A 25612-nucleotide genomic window follows, 5' to 3' on the forward strand; every position below is an offset into this window, starting at 1 on the left:
TGTAATCGCAAAAAGAACGATTATATCCGTGTCAAATCCATAAAATCCGTGTGCCATCAAACCAATCCTTATCAAATCCTTAAAATCAGCGATCTATTAATTCTAAATCTTGATAAAAATCTTCTTCTTGTACATCCACCAAAGCACGAGCCATTCTAGAAACAACACCAATGCACCATTAACCAGATGCTCATAATGTTCTCCTAAAATCTGAGCATAGTTTTTACCCAAATGAACTGGTAAATTGTCTGCAATAAAGTATACCAAAGTATGAGCTATCACATAAGCCGCAATGGAATTTACTCCTATAATTTTCAGGAATTCGAACCACGAATTTTTGCCCTTTATTTCTACCAAAAAATAAAACAAAGAAAGTAACAAAAAACACCATCCTCCGCTGAAAAGCACCCAAGTGGGTGTCCATATACGTTTAACGTTTGGACAAATTCCTGAGAGATTAAGCAAAAATCCAATTACTAAAAGTGAAACTCCATAAATCAAAAACTGCCTCAGTTTTTCTTGATTAGTTTTCTCAGATTTTAAGATATTCCCTGCAAAAAGTCCCAAAATCATAGTACCTAGCGTGGGGATAAAACTCAAGGTCACATAACCACCTCGGTTAAATGTGTAGGGTTTTTCTCGTGGAAAAAGATTCAGAAACCACGTATCAAATCCTGCGGCCATGTTGGAAAATTTGTTCCAGTGAGCTGCAAAACCATTCAACAACAGAGGCTGTCCTTCGTCCCCTTTTCCAATTAGATAAAAATCAACCTGTTGGACTGGATATAAAGCAAAGGCCAGCCAATACCCAACCAAAATTACTACTAAACTGACCCATTGCATACTAGGTTTCAGAAAACCAAGTAGGAATAGAAAAGTATAGCCCAAACCAATCTGCGTCAAAGTATCTTCAAAAGTCCAGTTGGTCATATTTCTATCCACCGACCGCAGAAATACTCCGAGTAGAATTAATATTAAGGAGCGTTTTATAGTATGCAGAAAAAGTAAATTAAAACCTGCCCCTTTGGACATACGGCTGGATATAGAAAAAGGTAAAGCCACGCCCACTAAAAAACTAAATGATGGCTGAATGAGATCGTGAAGGGAGCATCCCACCCATTCTACATGTGACTGATGGAAAGCCAGAAAACTCCAAAATTTACTATCGGGAATGGCTTCGGAAACTTTTGAAAACTCAAGTACTTCGGCCATCATCAGGAACATCACAAAGCCACGATATATATCAACGGCGTGGTTTCTTTGGGTTGAGGTTTGATTCATTTTTAGATTTTTAGGGTTGAATTGTTAGTAAAAATAATATCGAATCGGCTATAATTCTAATTTTTGACCCGTTTCTACCCAAGCAAATCCTTTCATCTTCAGATCTTTTCTTTCTTTTGAATGGGGTAGTAAAATGGGATTGGTGTGATTTAGGTGAATGAATTTCACCTTATTCTTTTCATTTTTTGGCAAATCTGAAAGCAATCCTACGGTTTCCGTAATGAATGGATGCGGACCTTCACTCATCGGTCTGTCAATCTCTCCGTCCTTATAAAATGTTCCATCCAAAAGTAGGACATTATTCTCTTTCACTACATCGACTAAATTTTTATCCCACTTTTGCCATTTATCTATGTCGGGAATGAATATCAGACTTTTATCTTTCGTCATGATTTTATAACCAACCGTTTCAGAAAATTCGTCACGGTGTGGAACGCGGAAAGGCACTACCTTTATTCTCTCATTTAAAACTATAACTTCAGTTTCCTCTATTTTGCGAATCTCTATATTTTGAATACTCACCAGTTGACTCCTCGGGCCGTTATTTTCAAGAAAACCTTTCATTTTTGGCATTGCAAAAACCTTCATTTTACTGCTTCCCATCACCTCCCTACCCAAATGCATCAAACCCGTGTAGTGACCGATGTGAGCATGAGTAAGGAAAATGCCATCCAAAGATGTTGAATTTCCCGTATGGTTATTGAGCAAATGAAGTTGCTCAGGAAAATCCGGAGTAGCATCGAAAATCCATTTTTGCTTAGATATGGGATCAATTAAAGCGAGAGAAGCAACACCTTCGTGCGGTATTTTATTTTCCCAAACTGATTTGCAACATTCTTTCTTACATCCAGCTTGTGGAAATCCGCCATCCTGAGCAGTTCCAAGAACCAAAACATAGGGTTTCTGTGCTGAAACCTTTAGGTTCGCAAAAGTGAAAAAAATAATTATTTGCAGAATTAATCGCATCCAATAGAATTTAATGTCAAATTAGAATAATTTTTCAAGAAAAAAACCTTAAAATTGTTGAAACCTTCAAACTAACTATGAAACGAATTCTATTTGTCTTATTTTCTTTTGTTTTCATTCCTTCATTTTCTCAAAAAATCCTTTCAGAAAAAGAAAGAGCCGCAGTAGTTGACGAAATTCTGGAAGACAGAATGACCAATCTTTTGCCAAAATTGATGAGAAAAGCAAATATCGACATGTGGGTAATTATTGGTCGAGAATACAACGAAGACCCTGTCATGAAAACCATGCTGCCATCGGTTTGGCTTTCGGCACGTCGTAGAACCATTATGGTTTTCACTGACAAAGGTGAAAAAGATGGAGTTGAGCGTTTGGCCATAGCCAGGTATGACGTCGGGAATTTATTAAAAGGCGAATGGGACCTCAACACCAACCCCGACCAATGGGATGCCTTGGTAAAACTTATAAAAGAGCGTAATCCGAAGAAAATAGGCCTAAATTTCTCGAAATATTATGCACATGCCGACGGATTAACCTTTACAGAACATTCAGAATTTCTTAAAAAATTACCAGCAGAATTTCACCCAAAGATAGTTTCTGCCTCTGATTTGGCAGTAAATTGGCTGGAAACCCGCACGGAAAGAGAAATGGTGATTTACCAACAAATTTGTAAAATTTCACATGAAATAATAGCCGAGGCATTTTCGGATAAAGTGATACAACCAGGAGTAACCACCACCGACGATGTAGTTTGGTGGATGCGTCAAAAAGTGACCGACTTGGGTTTAGAAACATGGTTTCACCCGACTGTAGATGTTCAAAGATATGACCCTGAGAACTTTGACCACCTACGAACTTTCTCCAAAAGACCTGAAAAGCAAGTCATTATGCCAGGTGATTTACTGCATTGTGACTTTGGAATAACATATCTCCGCTTAAACACAGATCAGCAACAACATGCCTATATTTTGAAACCTGGAGAAACCAAAATTCCTGAATACTTGGTGAAGGCCTTTGCCCAAGGCAATAGATTACAAGAATGTTTAACAGAGAACTTCAAAGCTGGAAAAACTGGAAATGAAATATTGGCTGACGCTTTGTCTCAATCCAAAAAAGAGGGAATAAACGGAACGATTTACACCCACCCTATTGGTAATCATGGGCATGCAGCTGGGCCAACCATAGGCATGTGGGATAACCAAGGGAAAACCATCGGACCAGGAGATTACCCGCTGAATCCGAACACTGCGTATTCTATCGAACTTAATGCAGCAGTACAAATACCTGAATGGAAAAAGACTGTAAGAATAATGTTAGAAGAAGATGGTTTTTTTGACGAAAAAGGGAATTTCAGATATATTGATGGCCGACAAAAAGAGATTTATATGATTCCGAGATAATTAATTTATACCTAAAGATATTCAACCCATGGAAAGAAGAGATTTTTTAAAAAATGCAGGACTTGGCTCGGCAGCGATAGTCTTACCAAAGCCTAATATTCAAGCCGATACCAATTTAAAGCCACGAATAAAGCTCAGCGTGTCAAGTTATTCGTATTGGCATTTTAAGGGCGATAAATTTCCCATAGAAAAAGTAATTGACGACGCCGCCCGAATGGGTCTAGATGGCATTGACGTATTGCACCGACAAATGGAAGGCGAAGACAATGCTTATATCCAAAAACTAAAACGCCATGCTTTCGAAAATGGAATAGCACTTACTTGCTTATCTATTCATCAAGGTTTTGTTTATCCTGATGATGCTGAACGGAAAAAGCACATCGACCACACACTTCATTGCATAGAATTAGCTGCCAAAATGGGCATTCCCTGTTTACGTCTCAACACAGGCAGGTGGAACACTATAAAGTCATTTGACGATTTCATGAAGGCTCGCGGAATAGAACCGGCCATAGCTGGCTACACCGAAGATGACGCCTTTGGTTGGTGTATCGATGGCGTGGCCCAATGTGTAAAAAAAGCTGAAGAATTGGGCGTTTTGTTGGCTCTAGAAAACCATTGGGGACTTGCCGCTACACCACAAGGAATGCTCAGAATCCATAAAGCCATCAATTCACCCTGGTTACAATTGTTGATGGATACGGGCAATTTCTTGGAAGATCCTTATGATAAACTGGAGATAATAGCCAAAGATACCTGTTTCGTACAAGCCAAAACTTATTACGGCGGAGGAGTATGGTATAGTCTGGATTTGGATTATGAAAGAATAGTGAAAATTCTCAACAAGGTCAATTACCAAGGCTATATTTCCATCGAATTTGAAGGAAACGAAGCCGCTGAAACTGGGGTTAGAAAAAGTGTGGAAATGTTGAGGAAGTATATATAAAAATTAATTGCCACGAATTCATGAATTTACTGACTTAATTAACCCGTATAAAATTCGTGAATTCGTGGCAAACTTCTAGAATTCGATTGGAATCGTAACACCTGTTTTGTCCCAACCAATGTGCATATCGGCTCCTTTAGTTTCGCTTTTGGTAAATACAATCGAAAGATTTTCTAGCCTTTCAGCCAAAGTTCTTGTTTTAACTTTGAACCTCACCACATCTTTGGCTTCTTTGTAGTCGTAGTCTCCCCAGATGTCAGTTTCTGAGTTTAAAATAATGGTCCATTCGTCAGCGGTTGGAATTGCAAAAAGGCTGTAAACGCCAGCTTTGACTTTTTTGCCATCTATTTTTACATCTTTAAAAAACTTGATTTCGGTGGCCTCATTCGCTCCAAAACGCCAAACTTTGTCATAAGGAACTAGCTTGCCTCCAAAAACTTCACGGTCTTTTTTGGCAGGACGAGAATAAGTAACTCTTACAAATGCTTCTTTACCCACCTTTTCTGGGGCAAATTTTATGTCGTGAGCAAAATTATCGGGATAATATGCCATATCCATCGGGCTTTTGTCAAGGCCTCTGAATTTTTGAGCTTGGCTTGTGAGAGTAAAGATTAATAAAACAAACAGGGTAAATAACTTTTTTCTCATGATTTTAGTTTTTTCACAAATATCATCATTTTGTTTAGAATGCTTTGTTTTCTAGATGACAAATTGGTTATTTTTTGAACGATAGATCTCAATAACAGTGAATTCAAATTTCAGGACATATTATATTAACCTTAAATCTATTTTTGAATCCAAAAAAAAGTAATGTCGTTCCTTTGGGGCTTTTATAATTTTATTTCTTCTGTTCTTACCAAAATATCGCCCCGATGGGGCTAATTAATAGATCCTTCTAATTGTTTTTTTGAATGCAAACTCCTTATCTCAATAAATCTTTTCAATAAATTCTTTTACCGCAATTATACTTGCTTTTGGGTCTTCTTCCATGGGCACATGTCCAAGGTTTTTCAAAATCACTAAAGTGTCATTTGGTAAATCTTCATGAAATTTATAGGCTGATGCTATGGGAATAAGCTGGTCCTGGTCGCCCCATAAAACCAAAGTAGGTACTTTGATGGTTTTTATTATTTGACTTGTGTTGTTTTTGCTGGCGGTATTTTTTGAAGATGCCAATCGCTCTTTGAATGCTTTCCGATTTCCTTCTCTTAACGTAAGTTCGTAATATCTATCTATAAGCACGTTAGAAACTTTCGTGGGGTCGAAATACACATTCTTCACACTCGATTCCACCATTGACCTTGGTGTTATTTTTTCAAGTAAATTGTTCAAAATTGGAACTTTGGCTAATTTAAATGCAATAGGAACAGAGGTAGAATTTAACGGATAACCACCTGCATCTATTAAAATCAGCTTTTTTATTTTCTCTGGATGTTCAATGGCATAGTTCCAGCTCACCGAACCACCTAGCGAATTTCCACCCAAAATACACCTGTTTATTTTTAGTTTTATCAGTAAACTATCCAGGAAGTCAACATAGGCTTTTTGAGAATAATCATGGTTGGCATTTGGCCCAGTAAGTCCATTAGCTGGCAAATCGAAAGTGATAATTCGTTTCGTCGCTTTTAGTTCAGCCACCCAAGGCTCCCAAGTATGAAGACTGGCAGCGGTGCCGTGGATTAATACCAAAGGCAAAGAGTCTGTCGGTAAACCTTGGTCTCTGAAATGTACTTGAATTCCATTGATAGGCATAAATTCAGATTCCTCGTTGGCGTACTTGGATTTCAGATAGTCTAATGAAAGATCATTTCTCCAAAAAATGATAATCAATGCAAAAAAGGGAACGAGAAGTATGAGTAGAAGTATTTTTATGAATTTCATATGTTTATTATTTACAGCTAAGACGCCAAGACGCTAAGAAATAATCATTTCCCTATATGTCTGAAATCTTAGTCATGAATGTTTCATTTCTAGATTAACTTAGTCAGTAAGACAATTAATTAAAACGTTAACATTCAATAATTTAAGTATATTTAATAAAAACCACTAAACTAAAACAAACTTTTTAAATCTACTTCAATTTTAAAGACTAATTTATGAAAATTAAGCCCAAACATATTTTTAGTATTGGCCTAAAACCAACTTCCCTTTATTATTTTCCCAAGATTTTTGAGTTTGTAGGCTTTGAGGTCTTACAAACAAATAAATCTAAACGCAACCAAAATTGAAGTGAATAGTATTTTTTTCATGATACATAGGTGTGTGAATTGGAGATTCAACGAAGGGAATGCTGTACTATTTTCTAAAATAGTGAAATTCCTACATCAATGTATTTCTGTTTTACTTCAATACTTATTTTTTTATCTGTTACAATATTCTTTACACTACTTATTTTTGAAAAGGACAAATATTTCACAGTTTCAAATTTCGAAGAATCACACAAAAAGTAGGTTTCTTTGGCATTATTAGCCATTGTCATAGTCATTTCTGCCTCTTTTTCTGAGTTTGCACTAAGTCCATTGGCTATCGAAATACCATCAACACCAACAAAAGCCTTTTCAGCTTTATACCTAGCAAGGTGTTCGGTTGCAATTGGCCCATGAGCCGCTTGCCGAAGTGCATCTATTTCGCCACCAGCAAAGTTAACTTGAACCTCGCTATTGAGTAATTCAAGCAAAACAGGAATGGAATTCGTAACTACCTTTATCTTTCTATTTTTCAAATACTTACACATTCTAAAAACCGTGCTTCCACAATCCAAGAATATGACTTCACCAGCTTTTATAAGTTCGGAGGCTTTCTGTGCGATTTCTTCTTTGGCATCTGCATTTACATCGTTTTTATCAAAAAACGCAATTTTGGGTTTATCAAAATCATTTCGAATAGCCCCTCCGTGTGTTCGCGTGAGCAAGCCCTGATTGGCAAGTGTATTCAAATCGCGTCGAATCGTAATCTCCGATGTGCCAATTTCACTTGCCAAATCTGCCACATCTGCAGAATCATTGGCCGCCAATATTTCTAAAATTTTATGTTTTCGAAGTTGAAAATTCATTTCTATCCTTACATTTGTTCAAAAATAATCATAAATAATCAATATCTATCAAAATGAATATAAAAAATATCAAAACAGAGGTGCTTTCTGACAATTGGTACACGCTCCGAAAAGTAACTTTTGACCACCAAATGAAATCTGGAGAATGGGTCACACAAAGCAGAGAGGCCTACGACAGGGGCAATGGAGCAGTAATTCTTTTGTACAATTCAGAACAAAAAACCGTGATTCTCACCCGACAATTTAGAATGCCGACCTACTTAAATGGTAATCCTGACGGCATGTTGATAGAGGCTTGTGCTGGACTTTTGGATGCCGACAACCCCGAGGATTGCATAAAAAGAGAAACCGAAGAAGAGACGGGCTTCAAAATCAGCGAGGTAAAAAAGGTTTTTGAGGTATATATGTCACCTGGCTCGGTTACCGAAATTCTCTACTTTTTTGTGGCTGAATACTCCAAAGATTTACAAGTAAATGATGGCGGCGGGGTGGATAACGAAAATATTGAGGTGTTAGAATTAGATTTTCAGGAAGCCATGAAAATGATAAAAACTGGAGAAATTAAAGACGCCAAAACAATTATGCTTTTGCAATATGCTTTTATTGAAGGCTTGGTTTGATTCGGTAATGTGCTAATGTGTTAATGAATGAAAGAATGATGGAATAATTTATGTAAGGTCGAGAATACCAAATTCATCAGTTCAATAATGACTTAATAAGAAAATAGTTAATCAATTGTGAAAACGATTTACTGAAACCAAAAATGAGAAAAAGTAAAACTCTAAAATAGGCTTTTTTAACCTCTTGGCAGTTCTGTTTCTAAAAAACGTACATATTATTTCCAAACCCAGAATTTGCTCGTATTTTTACTTTTATTCATAAAATATCGATGAGCAAAAAAATAATATTTACAGAGAAAGCACCAGCGGCTATTGGACCTTACTCACAAGCCGTTTTGGCTGGCAATACACTTTATGTTTCGGGACAAATTGCCTTAGATTTGGCTCCTTTGGGCGACATCAAGGCCGAAACTCAGAGAATCATGGAAAATCTAGGACACATACTTGCTGAAGCAGGAATGGATTATACCAACGTTGTGAAATCCAGCATTTTTCTTAAGAAAATGGACGATTTTGGCATTGTAAACGAAGTTTATGGGAGTTTCTATCCTGAAAACCCGCCAGCAAGAGAAACAGTGCAAGTTGCGAAATTGCCAAAAGACGTAAACGTAGAAATATCAGTAATCGCCGTGAAATAAAAAACCTCCCGATTGCTCAGGAGGCTATGTTTAAGGTCAAGATTGATCGTTTATTAAGGTTAAATAGCACGACAAAACTATAACAAATTCAAGAAAAAATATAATTTTCGTCTAAAATATTTTAAGAAATTTTACATCTATCTAATAATCAACCTTTAAATAATGAATAACAGAAGAGCGTTTATCAAAAAAAGCATCGGTGCCGCATCATTGGTCGGTCTTGGAGGCTTAGGAAACCAAGTTTTTGCCGAGAAAACAAAAGCTGAAAAGAACAATTTTAAGCTATTATATGCCCCACACTTTGGCATGTTCAAGCACTCAGCTGGAGACGATTTGTTCGACCAATTACAATTCATGGCCGACAATGGATTTATGGCTTTGGAAGACAACGGAATGCTGAAAAGACCTATTGAAACGCAAAAGAAAATAGGCGAAACACTCAATAAACTAGGAATGAAAATGGGTGTTTTTGTGGTGGATGGCGGCGAAAACTGGAAAACTTCCTTGGCATCAGGAAAACCTGAATTTTTAGAAAACTTCTTAAAAACTTGTCGCGAATCCGTAGAAACAGCCAAACGTTGCAATGCCAAATACATGACCGTAGTTCCTGGTTTTTTTGAAAGAAAACTTCCTATGGGTATTCAAACAGCCAATGTGATAGACGCCTATCGCAGAGCTTGTGACATCTTTGAGCCACACGGCTTGGTGATGGTGATGGAGCCATTGAGCGATACGCCAGACTTATTTTTACAGAATTCTGACCAGAGTTATTTGATATGTAAAGCAGTTAACAGTCCTTCTTGCAAGATACTATTTGATATGTGGCACATGCAACGCAACGAAGGCGAAATGACCCGAAACATGGATTTGGTTTGGGACGAAATTGCCTATTTCCAAATCGGCGACGAACCAGGTAGAAAAGAACCGACTACTGGTGAAATCAACTATAATTTCCTTTTTAAACATATCCATGACAAAGCCAAAGCCAACAAGCAAGAGTTTATAATGGGTATGGAACACGGCAACATGTTCCCCGGCAAAGAAGGTGAACAAAAACTCATAAAAGCCTATGTACAATCTGATAATTTCTAAGAAGAGCCTCACCGTGTCGACGGACGCCCCAACCCCCGGGGTGCCGTTCCACTCCACATGGAGAGGGAGTTTCTATTTATTTGCTTTTTTGTTGTCGGCATGGGCATTAAGTTCCTGTACCACAAGTTTTTATATTGTACGACATGCCGAAAAATCTACTTCGCCAAAGGAAAACCCAGTATTAACAGAAGCTGGAAGTCAAAGGGCTGAGAGATTGAAAAAGATACTAGAAAACAAGGGAATAGAAAGAGTATACTCCACGAAAACTGTACGAACCACCACTACCGCAAAGCCCTTGGCAAATGCCAGAAAGATTGAAATCGAAATTTACGAGCCAAAAAACCAATCGGCTTTGATAGAAACCTTGAAAAAATCAAAGCAAAATACTTTGATAGTTGGTCATAGTAACACTATACGACACATTATCAACGGATTATCCGAGAAAGAATTTCTCAAAAAAGACCTTGAAGATAGCGAATATTCTAATTTGTATTTGGTAAAACGGGGGAAGCTTGGAAAGCCGAAGGCGAAGGTGCAACAATACTGAGTTCATTGTCTGAATTAGGATTTTTAGGATTACAAGATTTTAAGATTAGCCTTGTCAAGTATTGGAAAGGTTCATTTTTTATTCAGATTTATATTTTTTTTAATGAAACACAAAGAGATAACTCATAAGATTATAGGGTGTGCTATGGCTGTTCATAGTGAACTTGGAAATGGTTTTCAGGAAGTGATTTACCAAAGAGCTTTAGACATAGAAATGACAAAACAAGGTTTAATTTTTCAAAGAGAAATGTCGATGAATATCTATTATGATGGTCATGATATTGGTACCAGAAGGGTAGATTTCTTTGTTGAAGGATGCATAATGGTGGAAATTAAGGCAATAATCCAACTGGATGCCGTACATCTAGCTCAAGCAATGAATTATTGCCAAGCGTATAATTTACCAATTGGATTATTGATAAATTTTGGAGCTAAAAGCTTAGATTTTAAAAGAGTTTACAATGTAAATCACCCGGAGAATAAGAAGGAATAAATGCCCTGATTAGGATTCTTAAGATTTCAGGATTAGTTATTTGTAAAGAAAGAATAAGAAAGTACTCAATGTTATAAAATCTTATAATCCTCTAATCCAACAAATCCTAATTCTGACAATTGAAATGAAAATATCTGAATAGGATTCATAAGATTAAAGGATTAGTTATTAATTAAATAGAAAATAAGAAAGTACTCAATTCTATAAAATCATAAAATCCTTTAATCCCAAATTCCAATAGCTTTCGGAACTAATTCTGACAAAATGCACCCTCAAACATACATCCTGAAAAACCACCAAGTAGCTACGCTAACCTACGCTGACACTTTTCGCTATGGTGTTGAGATAAGTTCGGGGCTTAAAAATGTTGAAGTTCAGCCTTTAAATATCGAAATTGACAACGCTCTTTTTGCTTTAAATAGCCAAAGTAAAAACTTGCCTGATGTGGCGGTAAGCCAGATCGAAGCTGATTTAGTACTAACTTGTGGATGTGGTGCGGTTAAAAACACACTTTGTGAACACCAAACTTTGGTTTTACAAACGCTCATTTCTAAGCCAGACTTTAAGGCATTTTTTGACAAAAACCTTCGTCTAGAAAAAATAAAAAAAGCTGCTGAAGCCTACGGCATGGCCGAAGAAGAGGATTTGGAAAAATATTTTGGGCTCAAATATGCTGATAGACAGACTTATGTAGTTCCCTTAAATCCCGAGCTGATTCCGGTGGATGAAAAATCTACTTCTTTTTTTAAAAGTAAATTATTTGCAAAAAATGTAGAACCAAGTGAATCTGAAAAGGGGGAAACGAAGCAGCAAATTATAGTTTTTAGAAGAAACAAATTTCAGGAAACCTATTCGCTCGAACTTTACGATGCCACTTTAGCAAAAAATGGCAAAATTAAAGCTCCTTTTAGCCAATTAGACCCGCTAAATGAAGTTTGGAATCATGAAAAACCCGAAATGATTCGTTTTTTTACAGCACTAGCCAAAGTGCAGAAAAACTCGGAATGGAATGATAATCAGGCGATTGATTCTATCGTTAAAAACCCACTTTCTCTTAATTTTTATCTTTCTGAAAACGATACAATATCGGCAAACAATTTGATTTCTGTTAAACTCGAAAATGCATCTGTTGGGCTCAATATTAATGTAAATTTGAAGGAGCCGTTTTATGAAGTAACCACAAGCGTAACTATAAATGAGCATATTTATGCTTTGCAAGATCTAAAAATCAGATTCAATTGTTTCTTTCAAACTGGGGATAGATTGGTTTTTATTTCAGATGTTGAAATGTTGCCCGTCATTAAGTATTTCGCAGAAAAACGAGCTATTATGCTCATTTATCCTTCGAAATTTGAGCTTTTCCGAAAGGAAATTCTCGATGCTATGTCTGATAAGGTGAGTATTGCGTATGCCTTTATTAAAAAGAAAAAAGAGGAGAAATCTGTAGAATGGGAAAGTAGTTACGAAATAGAGAAACTTATTTATTTGACTGACCAAAAGAATTTTGTGAACATTACTCCAGTAATGAAATACGGTCAATTGGAAGTGGCAGTACATTCTAAAAAACAATTAATAGATGTTGACCCCAATGGAAACCACTTTTCGGTGGAGCGTGATGATACAGCGGAATTGAATTTTACTTCAATGATTTCAAGATTACATCCTGAGTTTTCAGGACAATTGGCCGACGGAAATTATTTCTATTTGCACAAACAAAAGTTTCTGGACGACAATTGGTTTCTAGATTTCTTTGAAATACTGAGAGAAAACAATGTAAAAGTTCTAGGATTTAATTCTTTGACAAATAACAAGTTAAGTCCATACAAAGCCTCAGTAGAAATCAGTGTGGCTTCTGGGATTGATTGGTTTGACACCAAAGTAAAACTTAAATTCGGCAAAAAAGATGTCCCACTAAAAGTATTGCATAAGTCTCTCAGAAACAAATCCAAATTTGTAGAATTAGACGACGGCACTTTGGGCTTGATTCCAGAAGAATGGATTAAGAAATTCAATAATTATTTCAAAGCTGGTAAGCTGGAGGGGGCTTTGATTCGAACGCCGAAATCAAGGTTTCTGGATATTCCGGATTTATACGAAACGGAAGTTTTAAGCAAGGAAGCTTGGGCAGAAATAAGTTATCTAAAATCCAAATTTGAGCATTTTGATACAATCGAAGAGGTGGAAGTTCCAGGTGAATTAAATGCCACTTTACGAGATTACCAGAAGCATGGACTCAATTGGTTGAATTTCCTTGACGGCTTTAATTTTGGAGCTTGTCTAGCAGATGACATGGGTTTAGGAAAAACGATACAAATCATCGCATTTCTTTTGATTCAAAAACAAAAACTTCCAGAGCAACAAAGTTTGATAATCGTTCCAACTTCGTTGATGTTCAATTGGTTGGATGAGTTTAGTCGATTTGCTCCAAGTTTAAAAATTGCCTCACATTATGGCAACACCAAATTGAATTCAAAAGAAGAAATACAAGGTTTTGATGTAGTTTTGACCACTTATGGCACTCTACTTTCCGATTTGCATTTCCTGAAAAATATCACTTTCAATTATATAATTCTTGATGAATCTCAAGCTATCAAAAATCCAGAATCTCAACGATACCGAGCAGCTAGAATGTTGGTTTCGAGAAATAAAATAGTTTTAACGGGTACGCCTATTGAAAACAATACCTATGATTTGTACGGGCAGTTATCCTTCGCTTGTCCAAATTTGTTGGGCAGCAAAAGCTATTTTAAAGACATTTATGCTGAACCCATTGATAAATTCAAAGAAAGCCGTAGAGCGGAAGAGTTACGCAAGAAAATCAGTCCTTTTATTCTCCGGAGAACTAAAAAACAGGTGATTGAAGAATTGCCTTCAAAAACAGAAATGTTGATTTACTGCGAAATGGCCTTGGACCAGAGGGCTATTTACGATACCCATGAGGCCGAATTGAGAGATTATTTGCAGCATAAAACCGAGGAGGAAATTAGCCCGATGCATGTTTTGACAGGCTTAACCAAACTCCGCCAAATTTGTGATTCACCCTCACTCCTACCCGATGACGAATATCCAAACGAAGTGTCTTCAAAGATAGATGTGCTTCTAGAACAGATTGAAGGTCAAATAGGTGAACACAAAATCCTGATTTTTTCGCAGTTTGTCGGCATGTTGGATTTGATAAAAAAATCTTTGGTTGCACGAAACATTAACTTTGAATATCTGACGGGTCAAACCAAAAATAGAGCTGAAAAAGTCAAAAACTTTCAAGAAAATCCTGATGTTAGAGTTTTTCTGATAAGCCTAAAAGCGGGTGGTGTTGGACTAAATCTCACCGAGGCCGACTATGTTTATTTGGTAGATCCATGGTGGAATCCTGCCGTAGAAAATCAAGCCATTGACAGGGTTTACCGTATTGGCCAGAAAAACAAAGTGATAGCCGTAAGGCTTATTTGCCCCAACACTATAGAAGAAAAAATGCTAAAACTACAATCCACCAAAAAAGACCTTGCTGGTAAATTGGTCAACACTGAGGCAGATATATTTAAAGCTTTTAACCGCAAGGAATTGTTGGAGATTTTGGGGAGGTAAAAAAAATGACCTTATGTAAACACTCTCTGACTTTAGAAATAAATATAACTAAGCCAACTTAAGTAAAAATCTAAAAAATGTAGTATTTACTATTAAAACTAGAAAATATACTTTGTCAAAAAAAGGGATAAAATCCCTCAGAAATCCGAGGGATTTTGACAATTAACCTTTCTTACTATTCAAAAAATGGAACATTTGGTGTGGCATATTTACGCATGGCTTCTTGGTTGATTTCAACCCCAATACCTGGTTTTTCGGATAGGGTTATTTGGCCATTTTTTATCATTGAAGGATCATAATTTACGATTTCCTTGAACATCGGGTCTTTGTGAAAATATATCTGCCATTCCAAAATCATGAAGTTTGGCACTGACGCACACACATGAGCAGAGGCCATTGCACCTAAATACGAAGCCACCATGTGGGGAGCAAACGGCACGTAATACAAATTGGCCAAATTGGCAATTCTTTGTCCTTCGCCAATTCCACCTGCCTTCTGTAAATCAGGCATGATAATATCCACAGCACCAGATTCCAGCAAAGGCCTAAATCCGTAGGCCAAATAATGATTCTCCCCAGCACAAATTGGTGTAGAGGTCGAACTGGTAATTTTTTTATAGGCATCCGCATTTTCGGCTGGAATGGGTTCCTCTAGCCACATAAGATTTAGCGGCTCAAGCATTTTTGCAATTTTCTCACCAGTTATGGCATCATAACGGCCATGCATGTCGGCACAAATGTCTACATTTGGACCCACCGCTGCACGTGCGGCCGCCATCTGATCGTACATACGTTGTAATTCAGCTGGACTCGCGGTCCAGTTGTATTTGTCGTATTTATTGGGGTCATTGGCTTGATCAAGGTCAAACTTTACGGCATTAAAACCCATTTTTACAGCTTCCAATGCAGATTCGGCAAAATCTGAGGGCCTAGGTAACCTGTTCTGATACAAAGCTGTGTCCATGTACAATCGGATGGTATCCCTAAATTTACCACCTAAAAGTTGGTAAACGGGAACCCCCAAGGCTTTGCCAGCAATGTCCCATAGAGCAGTTTCAACAGCCGTTAGCACAGCCACGTACATACCAGACTGAGCACCTTCAAAGAAACCTGACTTACGTATATCCTCAAATAGACGGTGAACATTCAGTGGGCTTTTGCCCTTGATTCTTTCCCCGAACATTTTCACCAAATGGTAAGTACCAGGTGTAGCATCTACTCCTTCACCGTGACCCACTATGTCTTGATTGGTATAGATTTTCACAAAAAGGCTATGGCCATTTCTGATATATCCACATTTGATATCGGTGATTTTCAGGTCCGAGGGAGCCGAACTTTTGGGTGCTTTGTCCACCGCAACCTCATATTCATGGCCAAAATTCAACAATGGAGTGGCTGCTAAAGCAGAAGTTAAAGCTGCTTTAGAAAGGAAATTTCTTCTAGATGACATTTTAATATTTTTTTTGGTTGAATAAATAATTTGGTGCTATTAGGAAAAACTAATTACCAAGTTCTTCCCTTTAACAATTCTTGAATTTGCTCCATCGGCACTGGTAATTTTGACTTATTATCGTTCAGCCATTTCGAAAAATCTCTCTCGATTTCATCTGACCATCTGGTGTCTATTTGACCTGGAGTATATTTTTGTTCACGAAGTCTTTGATGTCCAAACATGTCTCTAAGTCGCACTATTTCAGACACTTTTACACATTCTTCTACAAGATGTGGTGGAATAAAAAGTACGCCTCCATCCCTTCCAAAAACCACGTCACCGGCCATTACGGTGGCATCGCCAATACGCGTAGGTTGATTGATTCCCACCAATGTGGTATTCAATGCTGTGGCAGCATTATTGAGGTGATGACTTGGATGATAAGATTTAAAAAATGAAGTGAAGCCACCAATCTCTTTTAGTCCGTTGATATCCCTCACTGCTCCGTTATAGACAATTCCATTTCCTGTTTTTGCATAAATAGAATTCCCCAAATTGTCGCCAATGGTTGGTCCATCTTCGTAAGCATCAAATTGGTCCACCACATAAACATCTCCTTTTACCAAAAGATCGATTGGCCAAGCGTTTTGCGACTTCACCCTTCCGTCTTTCTCATGGCCTTTGTCGTCTATAGCCGTTTGCAAATCTGGTCGACCTGGTGTAAATGTAGCCGTAACAGCACGCCCAACTAGAACGGAGTCAGGGTTGATGGTTTGCCAATTGCCTTCATATTGGTGTTTGTAATTCTTATTTCGCAAAACTGCCCAAACCTCCTCAAGCGTTGATTTTTTTAGTCGCTGTAAAAGTGCATCTGATACTTTTGGACGGCCATCGGGAAAACGTTCACCCTTCCATTCGCGGGTTAGGTGAAGCATATATTCTTTTGAAATCTGTTGAGAAAAACCCACAAAAGACACAAAAGTCAATATCGTTAAAAGCAAAATTTTGTTTTTCATTATGTTTTTGATTTTACCGCTAAGACTGAAGGACACAAAGAAATATTTATTACTCTTTGGTCACTTATGAATTGGCAATAGTTTTTAATCGTTTTTGTTAATCATTATTTTTTTTAGTACCCCACCAACTGGCTAGTAGTGAGCCAGATATATTCATCATTGGTCCAAAAATGGCTGAGGCCAATCCAACAGTCGCAAGTTTTCCCAACTCGTTGGCAAGAGCAGAAGCAAGGCCTCCATTTTGCATACCTACTTCCAAAGCGATGGCCCTTGCGTCCTTTTCCTTCAGTTTCAATAATTTGGCTGAAAAATAGCCCAGCAAATAACCTCCTACATTATGAATAAATACCGCCAATAATAACAGCCCGCCTACTGTTTCGAGTGATTTTTGACCGCTGGCCGTCACTATAATAATAATAAAGCCTATTCCGACCATAGAAAAACAAGGTAAGATGTTCTTGATTTTGGCCATCAAAACCGGAAAGAATCTATTGGCTAAAACCCCAAGGACTACGGGTAGAATTACAATCTTGGTCATATCCCAAACCATACTCAGAAATTTGATTTCTATGAGTTCTCCTCCCAAGGTTTTCATCAAAAGCGGTGTGAGAATGGGAGCTAAAAGCGTTGCCATGGTGGTTATACAAATAGAAAGAGCCAAATTGGCTTTGGCTAACATAGCCATTACATTAGAGGCTAATCCACTCGGACTACAACCTATCAGTACCAATCCAGCGGCTATCTCGACAGGAAAATCAAATACTTTTGTAAGTCCAAAACCCAATAATGGCATAATCATAAACTGAGCTACAAGCCCAATTACCACTAATTTTGGAGTTTTTACAATCGCCATAAAATCTTCCTCAGTGATGGTAGAGCCCATACCAAGCATGATTACTTGCAGAATAGGAATAATGAATTTGTTAAACTTTACTCCATTATACTCCACAAAATAATCAGGGAAATTGTACGCAACAATTACAATAAGAATTATTGAAAAAGGATAAATGTATTTTTTCATTTAAGGAGGTTTATATTAGAATATTTAAACGGCAAACTACAAATAATTTGCCGTTTTTGAAAAAATCAGCTCCATGTTCGGTCCCAACTATCCACTTTATCCCACTCATTGGTAGGTGCAAAGTATAACTCTCCAGTGGCAAGATGTTCTTTCACTACTTTTTCGTTAAGGTCTATCCCAAGACCTGGGGTGTCGGGTACTTTCACAAATCCGTCTTTGTAAATTGGTTTGTCTATGCCCGTCACCATATCTTCCCACCAAGGCACATCAAAACTATGATGCTCCAAAGCCACAAAGTTTTCAGTGGCGGCTGCACAGTGGATGTTTGCCATAAAGCAAACCGGCGTGCCGGCAAAGTGCATCGCCATCGGAATGCCACGCTCCTCGGCATAATCACCAATTTTTTTGGTTTCTATTAATCCACCCGAACTCGCCAAATCTGGCTGAATCATATCAATGGCTTTGTTATCAATGAGTTTGATAAACTCCTCTTTCAGAAATATGTCTTCCCCTGTCAAAGTTGGTGTATCCAAAGCATCGGTAATTTGTTTCCATTGATCAGTGTAAAACCAAGGAATCATGTCTTCCAGCCAGGCTAATTGATACTTTTCCAAGGCTTTCCCCAATCTGATGGCCGTATTTACACCGAAATGCCCAAAGTGGTCAGCTGCAAGTGGTATTTCATATCCTACTACTTTACGTGTTTCCTCTACAAAATTGGCCATTATTTCAATGCCCTTGTCCGTAATTTGAATACCAGAAAAAGGGTGTTTGGTCATTGAATATCCTCGGGCATTGCCTTTTTGCGGCCCCGCAGTTCCCCATTGTCTGGTGTAGTCGATGTTCTGACCACCGACTACGGTTCCTGGGTGATTTTTAAGCATTTCAACCCCGAAATCCATCTTCAAGAAAGTCAGACCCAGTTTTTTTCTTTCGTTCATTTTTTGAGCAAAAGCTATCGGATCTGGTAAAGTTGGCGTGTCGCCATAGATACGGATGTGGTCGCGGTATTTACCACCCAACATTTGGTAGGCTGGAACTCCGAAAGCCTTTCCTGCCAAATCCATGAGGGCCATTTCAACTCCACAAACACCTCCGGCTGCTCTTCCATGATTTCCAAATTGCTTTATTTCCTTAAAAATCATCTCAGGAGTACAAGGGTTTTTACCTAGCAATCTACTTTTGAGGAACAAACCGTATTTTGCACTTGCTCCATCACGAATTTCACCGTATCCCGAAATCCCCTGGTTGGTGTCTATCCTGATAAGTGGGCAGGTCATTGGAGCTTTGGTAACTACGGCTATTCTGACATCAGTTATTTTAAGGTCGGAAGGATTGCTAGAGCGACTAACTTTCTGGGTAAGAAACTCCACTTCTTTAGCCGGATTGCCATCGAATATCATACCTAACGAAAGACCACCCAGTGCCGATTTTTTCAAAAAATCACGCCTATTGTCACCCTTGTTTAGAGAGTCTTCCTTCGAAAAATTCTCTGTTTGGATTCCTTTAGGGCCTAAAGGCAGCTCTCCATTTAATTTAAACCTATCTAAAAAATTCTTTTTCATGCTCGTAATTGTATTTTTCGGTTGAATAATGTCTTTTTTAATTAGTCGATTTTACCAATTTCGGTCCTTCATGAATTTATCAAGCTCAGCCCTCGTCATGGGTAACAGTTTTGGATTTTCATTTATCCATTTTAAAAAATCATCTTTAATTTCTCGCGTCCATGCTTGGTCAATCTGGCCCGGGGTGTATTTTCCTTCCTTAAGTCTTTGTATTCCAAATTTATCTCTAAGGGCTATAAACTCTGAATTGATGATTACTTTTTCTGCTAAATGAGCGGGTATGAAAATCACACCCTCTCTTTTACCTAAAACCAAGTCTCCCGGAAATACAGAAACACGGCCAATTCTGATCGGGCAATTGATACAGGTCATGATCATTTCTTTAATGTATGACGGGTCAGCACCACGGATAAAACCCACAAATCCATCAATATTTTCTAGGCCTTCAAGGTCACGAATGGCCCCATCAAATACAACTCCAGTTTTGGATTTTGCATAAATGGAATTTCCAAGGTTGTCACCAATGAGCGTTCCGTCCACTATTTTGCCATAACCGTCAGCCACGTAAACGTCGCCATATTGCAATAAATCTATCGGCCAAGAGTTTGGCGATCCTAGTCTGCCTTCAGCTTTGCCTTTTTCTTTTATAGGATTGTCCAAATCTGGTCTTGAAGGCATATACTGAGTGGTTAAAACCCTACCAGCAAGTACTTTATCGGGATGTATAATTTGCCAACCTCCTTCAAACTGATTGTTGTAGCCTTCGTTTTTCATGGTTCCCCAGGCTTCTTCAATAGAAATATTAGCGAGGCGTTTTACCAAATCATCTGAAACTTTTGGACGGCCGTCGGGGAAACGTTCACCTTTCCATTGAGAAGTAAAAATTAACATTTGATCTTTGGCCCATTGGATATTTTGACCAAATACAGATAAGGAGGAAAGAAAAATACTCCAAAAACAAATTTTGAAAAGCAATTTCATAGCAATTAATTAAATGGTTGAATAAAGATTAGGTCAAAAAAAAATCTCTTTGGTAAAATACCAAAGAGATTATGGTCTGTGGGTATTATTTGTCCCACCATACCTTGGTGTCGAGGTCATCGGCACCTTGGCGGCTTATCGCCTCTTTAACATTTACACTATTAACCGAAATTTCAGAATTTGGGTAAGTCAACCTATTGATAAAGTTTCCTTTGATAACTTTTCCTGGGAAAGGATTCGATGTTAACACAGGGAAACCACTCCTTCTGAAATTAGCAAATGTCTCCGGCCCGTTTAAGAACGAAGCCACCCAATACTGGGTATTAATTTGTTCCAATGCCTTTGTAGAGTCAAACGGATTGGCTACGAAATATTCGTCAATGGCTGCTGGTGCAACGGCTGAATTGGCATCGTAGGCAGCCAATTGCTCCATGTGAGCTTTCACACCATTTTTAAAGTAGGTTTCAATTGATCCTGTAGTCCAACCTCTTTGTGCGGCTTCAGCCAACAAAAGCTGAGTTTGGGCATAAGTAACCAAAAACATAGGAGCGGTTGTTTTCACCATTCTTGCTCTATCTACTTGTGAGAAGTCATAAAAACTAGCTAAACTTAGGTCTTTTACTGGACCCGAGATAGTACTATTGTCATATCCAAAAGGCATTCCTATCTGCACAGCTGGGTCGGTGTTAGCTCTTGCAGCAACCATTTCTGGACCAGACTTAGCCCCGACATAACGAACTGCTATAGATTTCAAACGCGGATCTTTCGTATTTTTTAGATAGTTAGCAAATGGAGCAGCAAGATAAATGTTCGCTGCCTCTGTAGAGTTCAACATAACTCCCACACCGTTGGTATAGTTGGCATCATGTCTGATAACGGCATTGTCGGCATTGGAAGTAATTAAACCGCCACTTACTGCCTTGGCTACCACCTGAGCGGCCTGAGTTGGGTCTATTTTGCTTAATCTCATACCAGCTCTTAGCAGAAGTGAATTCCCGAATTTCTTCCATTTGGCTATATCTCCGCCATAAAGCACATCGGCTGTTTCGACCGTCTTAGCTGCATCTAAAGCAGCAGATGCCTCGGTTAACTCTTTGATAATTCCTACGTAAACAGCTTGCTGAGACTCATATTTTGGTTGAACTATCTGATCTGAGTAGCCTTTACCTGCCTGTGCATAAGGTATATCTCCATAGGTATCTGACAAGATCATAAATGCATAGGATTGAAGGATTCTAGCCATATTGTACAGATTACTACGCGTGGCTTGATCTTTCGTGCTCATTATAACATCTTGCGTATTTCTTATCACGTTTCTGTAGTATCTCTGCCAGTTAACCTGGGTATTGTCACGGCTATCTTGGTTAAAGTTTGCTCCTGTCAATACACCTGAGTTTGGAGAAACCATTTGCTGAACTATACCCACTTCATAGATGACCGTTCCGGCTGGAAAGGACATATTAAGCGTGGCATTATTTAATGTAAAAACTGGGTTAATAGAAGTAGCTGCGGTTTTATTGATGTTCATTTCATCAAAACCTTTATCGCATGAGCTGAGGCCTAGAATACCAATAGCTAATGCCAGCGTCCATTTATTTTTAATTATATTTCTCATTATCATTTTCATTGTAATTTATAAAAAATCAGTTTGGGTTTAGAATTTAACATTTAAGTTGAAACCTAAACTACGAGTAGTTGGAAGACCTGTAGACTCCATACCCACCAGGTTATCCGAAGAATATCCAAATGACTCAGGATCAATATTATCCACCCATTTTTTAAGCATCAATACATTGTTTGCCACAAAGCTCAATTTAGCTCCTTGAATAAGAGTATTTTTTGGAATGAATTTCGAAATATCATATCCTGCGGTGATTTGACGCAATTTCCAATAGCCACCATTGAAAATAACCGGCTCAATAAGTGCTTGAGAACGTACCACTGACCAGTAATCTTGAACATTAGCTTTTACGGTGTTGGTTTCGCCGTTAAGATTAACACCAACTGCCGTAATTCCATTAGTTGAGCGGCCTTCAAGAGTCATTTTGTGCAAACCATGACGCACAGCGTTGAAGTTTGTTCCAGACAACATCGTGTTGCCCAATTTGAAATCTATCAATGCTGACAAACTGAAGCCTTTGTAATTAAAACTGTTGTTAATTCCACCTACCCATTTTGGTAGTGCTGAACCAAACGAAATCAAATCGGTTGTACGAAGTGGAATACCATTGGCTCCAAGAATCATCTGCCCCTTGTCATTTCTTCTAAAACCAAATCCATAGATTTGACCCATTTCTTGGCCTACCACTTGGCGAAGTTCACCGTTAAACACGTGAGTTCCAACAGTGATTCTCTCACCTTCCTTATTTGTAGCCAAACTCAAAACTTTGGTTATGTTATAAGAACCATTGAGGTTTACTTCCCACTGAAAATCCTTGGTTTTTACCGGAACCAAAGTCAACAATGCCTCCAAACCATTATTTCTACTACTACCACTGTTTATTAAAGTTGTAACAAAACCAGATGCATCAGAAATTTGAGCAGAAACTATCTGATCATCAGTAATTTTACGATAAACGGCCATATCAAGAGAAACTCTATTGTTTAGTGTTTTGAGTTCAAGACCAATCTCTGATTCGGTTGTTCTCATTGGTCTAAGATTTGAGTTAGGCACTACGGTACCAGAAGACCCACCAACCGGTTGAGGCTGTCCTGCTGGATTTGGAAATAGATTGGCGTTTATTCCGTAAAATAGGTTATTGGCATATGGACCAACGTCTGTATCACTACCCACTTGGGCATAAGCTGCTCTTAACTTACCAAAGTTCAACCAGCTAGGCATATTTTCAAATGCTTGTGAGAACACAAAACTTCCTGAAACCGATGGATAAAGAATGCTTCTGTTTTCTTTAGACAATGTTGAGAACCAGTCGTTTCTGGCTGTTATATTTAAATACAAGAAATTTTTATATGAAAACTCACTTGCTCCATAAACCGAGTTTACTGCTCTTTCTGAAAGGCCATAGATTGGATCTTTAACCCTACCATTCATTACTGTATAAAGTCCTCTAACTACAAAATCCTGCACCAATACTGAATTTAGATCTGACCTACGGTACATTTGATTACCTCCCACGTTAAAGTCAAGGCCGAAATCACCGAAAGTACGATTTCCTGACAACAACACATCCACGTTGGTTTCTCTAAACCTGCGAGATTCTTGTGTGTAAGTTCCGTTTACAAAACCAGCAGGAGCTGCTGCTAAAGAGGCATGTCCCGTAGGGAAGTTATTGAAATCTTGGTCTCTTGACCAATAGTCTTGACCCACACGACCTTGAACAAACAACCAAGGCAGTAAATTGTATTTGGCAGAAATATTACCAAAAACTCTGTCTCTTCTTATGTTTTGAAATTGCTCAGCCAAAACCCAATATGGATTTGTTCTGTTTTGAAATCTTGAATATATAAATTCATTACCGGCAGCATTGTATTTCTTTTCATTCAACAAATCAAAAGGCATGGAATTGGCCATGTTATAAATTGAAGTCGGAATGGAGTTGTCTTGATTGGCAATATTTGGCGGGTTTTTGTTGTATTCGTTAGAATAATTGATATTTCCAGCAAAACTCAATTTTTTAGACAAATCATAACTATAGCCTAGGTTGATAGTTTTACGGTTGAAACTGTTATTGGGTACTATACCTTTGCTGTCCATATTAGAGAATGAAAGGTTCATGCCGCCTTTGTCTCCACCTGTAGATAAGCTCACGGTATTAGTTAAGTTCTGACCGTTTCTAAAGAATTTCCTGATTCTGTCATATTGTGGTACATACGGTACTGAAACACCATCAAACAATATTTGGGTCATACCAGGAGCGAATTTCTCTCCGAAAGACCACTGACCAGACGTAGGGTTTGGAGATTGAGGACGAACACCGTTTTCACCTTGACCGTATTCATATTGATAGTCTGTAAAATCCAATGGAGTTTCATTGGTATAGTTCATGTTGTAGGTTACACCTACTCCTTTCCCAGCCCCGCGACTTTTGGTCGTAATCATAATAACACCATCTTTGGCTCTTGAGCCATAAAGTGCAGCAGCAGTTGCACCTTTCAGTACTGTCATGCTTTCGATATCGTCAGGATTGATAGACGAAAGTCCGTCACCACCGTCTGATGTATTTCCACCTCCACGAACACCGATTGAGTTATCAGCTGCGGCATTCCCTGGGTTAGTTCCAAAGTTGGTGTTATCAATAGGTACACCATTTACTACTATTAAAGGGTTATTTTGACCTGAAATAGACGATTGACCACGGATACGAATTTTCGATGTTCCGGCAGGACCAGTTCCTAATCCTGAAATGTTTACACCCGCAATTTTACCTTGGAGCGTATTCATAAAATTCGGAGAGCGGTTTTCAGTAATAGCTGCCGCGTTTACTGTAGTTGTAGCATAACCAAGCTTCTTGGCGTCTTTTTTAATTCCTAAGGCAGTTACCACCACTTCTTCAAGGCTCGAAACGTCCTCATCTAAGCTTACATCAACGATGGTTTGGTTGCCTACTTTTACTTCCTTGGTAGTGAAACCAATGTAACTAAAAACCAAAGTAGCCCCAGAATTAGCGTTGACAGAATAGCTACCGTCTGCATTGGTAGAGGTACCCATATTGGTGCCTTTAACTTGTACAGAAACCCCCGGAAGTGTGGAGCCGTCTTTGCCTCCCGTGACTTTACCAGAAATTTTTTGGGCTATAGCCATCGAGGACATGAGTGTCCCAAATGCCATAAGCAAAATAAAGTGTAGTTTTTTTTTCATAAAAAAGGTTAATTTAATTGAATAAAGACAAGTTAAAAAAGTCTCTGCTTTTTACCGAAAGCAAATGTCACCCAAACTTTCAACTTAAACTTCCAAAACTCTTCAACGGTGATTATTATAATAATAAATGTATTATTTTGTACTATTTTTACACAAAAC

At 38.2% G+C, this 25612-nt stretch carries 20 protein-coding genes; 8 read left to right on the forward strand and 12 right to left on the reverse strand.

Annotated elements, in window-relative coordinates:
• Window positions 1-102: 102 nt before the first annotated feature.
• Window positions 103-1281, reverse strand: a complete 1179-nt coding sequence (locus EGI31_RS04370) for an acyltransferase family protein (RefSeq protein ID WP_255035943.1) — start codon at window positions 1279-1281, stop codon at window positions 103-105.
• 48 nt (window positions 1282-1329) lie between these two features.
• Window positions 1330-2247: an MBL fold metallo-hydrolase gene (locus tag EGI31_RS04375; protein WP_255035944.1), complete on the reverse strand. Its 918-nt coding sequence runs from the start codon at window positions 2245-2247 to the stop codon at window positions 1330-1332.
• A gap of 77 nt (window positions 2248-2324) precedes the next feature.
• Between EGI31_RS04375 and EGI31_RS04380 the strand changes: the two genes are divergently transcribed.
• Both EGI31_RS04380 and EGI31_RS04385 read left to right on the forward strand, forming a co-directional pair.
• Complete coding sequence (locus EGI31_RS04380) at window positions 2325-3647, forward strand: M24 family metallopeptidase (protein WP_255035945.1); 1323 nt, start codon at window positions 2325-2327, stop codon at window positions 3645-3647.
• A gap of 28 nt (window positions 3648-3675) precedes the next feature.
• Window positions 3676-4593: a sugar phosphate isomerase/epimerase family protein gene (locus tag EGI31_RS04385; RefSeq protein ID WP_255035946.1), complete on the forward strand. Its 918-nt coding sequence runs from the start codon at window positions 3676-3678 to the stop codon at window positions 4591-4593.
• 75 nt (window positions 4594-4668) lie between these two features.
• On the opposite strand, the gene EGI31_RS04390 is transcribed toward EGI31_RS04385, so the two are convergent.
• The 3 genes from EGI31_RS04390 to EGI31_RS04400 form a co-directional block, all read right to left on the reverse strand.
• Window positions 4669-5241, reverse strand: coding sequence for a DUF2911 domain-containing protein (locus EGI31_RS04390; protein ID WP_255035947.1), 573 nt, complete (start codon window positions 5239-5241; stop codon window positions 4669-4671).
• Window positions 5242-5520: 279 nt separating this feature from the next.
• Window positions 5521-6474: an alpha/beta fold hydrolase gene (locus EGI31_RS04395; RefSeq protein WP_255035948.1), complete on the reverse strand. Its 954-nt coding sequence runs from the start codon at window positions 6472-6474 to the stop codon at window positions 5521-5523.
• Between the two features lie 421 nt (window positions 6475-6895).
• Window positions 6896-7645, reverse strand: coding sequence for a DeoR/GlpR family DNA-binding transcription regulator (locus EGI31_RS04400; protein WP_255035949.1), 750 nt, complete (start codon window positions 7643-7645; stop codon window positions 6896-6898).
• Window positions 7646-7698: 53 nt separating this feature from the next.
• Between EGI31_RS04400 and nudK the strand changes: the two genes are divergently transcribed.
• The 6 genes from nudK (at window position 7699) to EGI31_RS04430 (ending at window position 14619) form a co-directional block, all read left to right on the forward strand.
• On the forward strand, window positions 7699-8265 hold the full coding sequence (gene nudK, locus EGI31_RS04405; RefSeq protein WP_255035950.1) for a GDP-mannose pyrophosphatase NudK: 567 nt from the start codon (window positions 7699-7701) through the stop codon (window positions 8263-8265).
• Window positions 8266-8534: 269 nt separating this feature from the next.
• Entirely contained in the window at window positions 8535-8903 is a 369-nt protein-coding gene (locus EGI31_RS04410; protein WP_255035951.1) for a Rid family detoxifying hydrolase, read from the forward strand.
• A 162-nt stretch (window positions 8904-9065) separates the two neighbouring features.
• Window positions 9066-9995 carry a hydroxypyruvate isomerase family protein gene (locus tag EGI31_RS04415; protein ID WP_255035952.1) on the forward strand — a complete coding sequence of 310 codons (930 nt, stop codon included), beginning with the start codon at window positions 9066-9068 and terminating at the stop codon, window positions 9993-9995.
• A complete protein-coding gene (locus tag EGI31_RS04420; RefSeq protein ID WP_255035953.1) occupies window positions 9973-10542 on the forward strand; it encodes a phosphoglycerate mutase family protein in 570 nt (189 codons plus the stop codon). The genes EGI31_RS04415 and EGI31_RS04420 overlap by 23 nt, the downstream gene beginning before the upstream one ends.
• 102 nt (window positions 10543-10644) lie before the next feature.
• A complete protein-coding gene (locus tag EGI31_RS04425) occupies window positions 10645-11034 on the forward strand; it encodes a GxxExxY protein (protein ID WP_255035954.1) in 390 nt (129 codons plus the stop codon).
• Window positions 11035-11298: 264 nt separating this feature from the next.
• Entirely contained in the window at window positions 11299-14619 is a 3321-nt protein-coding gene (locus tag EGI31_RS04430) for a DEAD/DEAH box helicase (protein WP_255035955.1), read from the forward strand.
• Window positions 14620-14794: 175 nt separating this feature from the next.
• On the opposite strand, the gene EGI31_RS04435 is transcribed toward EGI31_RS04430, so the two are convergent.
• The 7 genes from EGI31_RS04435 to EGI31_RS04465 all read right to left on the reverse strand — a co-directional run bounded on the left by EGI31_RS04435 (window position 14795) and on the right by EGI31_RS04465 (window position 25453).
• A complete protein-coding gene (locus EGI31_RS04435) occupies window positions 14795-16069 on the reverse strand; it encodes a mandelate racemase/muconate lactonizing enzyme family protein (RefSeq protein WP_255035956.1) in 1275 nt (424 codons plus the stop codon).
• A gap of 53 nt (window positions 16070-16122) precedes the next feature.
• Window positions 16123-17067, reverse strand: coding sequence for an RraA family protein (locus tag EGI31_RS04440; protein ID WP_255035957.1), 945 nt, complete (start codon window positions 17065-17067; stop codon window positions 16123-16125).
• A 97-nt stretch (window positions 17068-17164) separates the two neighbouring features.
• A complete protein-coding gene (locus tag EGI31_RS04445) occupies window positions 17165-18088 on the reverse strand; it encodes a bile acid:sodium symporter family protein (RefSeq protein WP_255035958.1) in 924 nt (307 codons plus the stop codon).
• 65 nt (window positions 18089-18153) lie between these two features.
• Window positions 18154-19653 carry a mandelate racemase/muconate lactonizing enzyme family protein gene (locus tag EGI31_RS04450; RefSeq protein WP_255035959.1) on the reverse strand — a complete coding sequence of 500 codons (1500 nt, stop codon included), beginning with the start codon at window positions 19651-19653 and terminating at the stop codon, window positions 18154-18156.
• Window positions 19654-19704: 51 nt separating this feature from the next.
• Window positions 19705-20634 carry an RraA family protein gene (locus tag EGI31_RS04455; protein ID WP_255035960.1) on the reverse strand — a complete coding sequence of 310 codons (930 nt, stop codon included), beginning with the start codon at window positions 20632-20634 and terminating at the stop codon, window positions 19705-19707.
• An 85-nt stretch (window positions 20635-20719) separates the two neighbouring features.
• Complete coding sequence (locus EGI31_RS04460; protein WP_255035961.1) at window positions 20720-22249, reverse strand: SusD/RagB family nutrient-binding outer membrane lipoprotein; 1530 nt, start codon at window positions 22247-22249, stop codon at window positions 20720-20722.
• Window positions 22250-22288: 39 nt separating this feature from the next.
• The gene (locus EGI31_RS04465; RefSeq protein WP_255035962.1) at window positions 22289-25453 is read right to left on the reverse strand and encodes a SusC/RagA family TonB-linked outer membrane protein; all 3165 of its coding nucleotides are present in this window, start codon (window positions 25451-25453) and stop codon (window positions 22289-22291) included.
• Window positions 25454-25612 lie beyond the last annotated feature (159 nt).

The sequence above is a fragment of the Lacihabitans soyangensis genome, assembly GCF_024343775.1.
GTDB lineage: Bacteria > Bacteroidota > Bacteroidia > Cytophagales > Spirosomataceae > Leadbetterella > Leadbetterella soyangensis.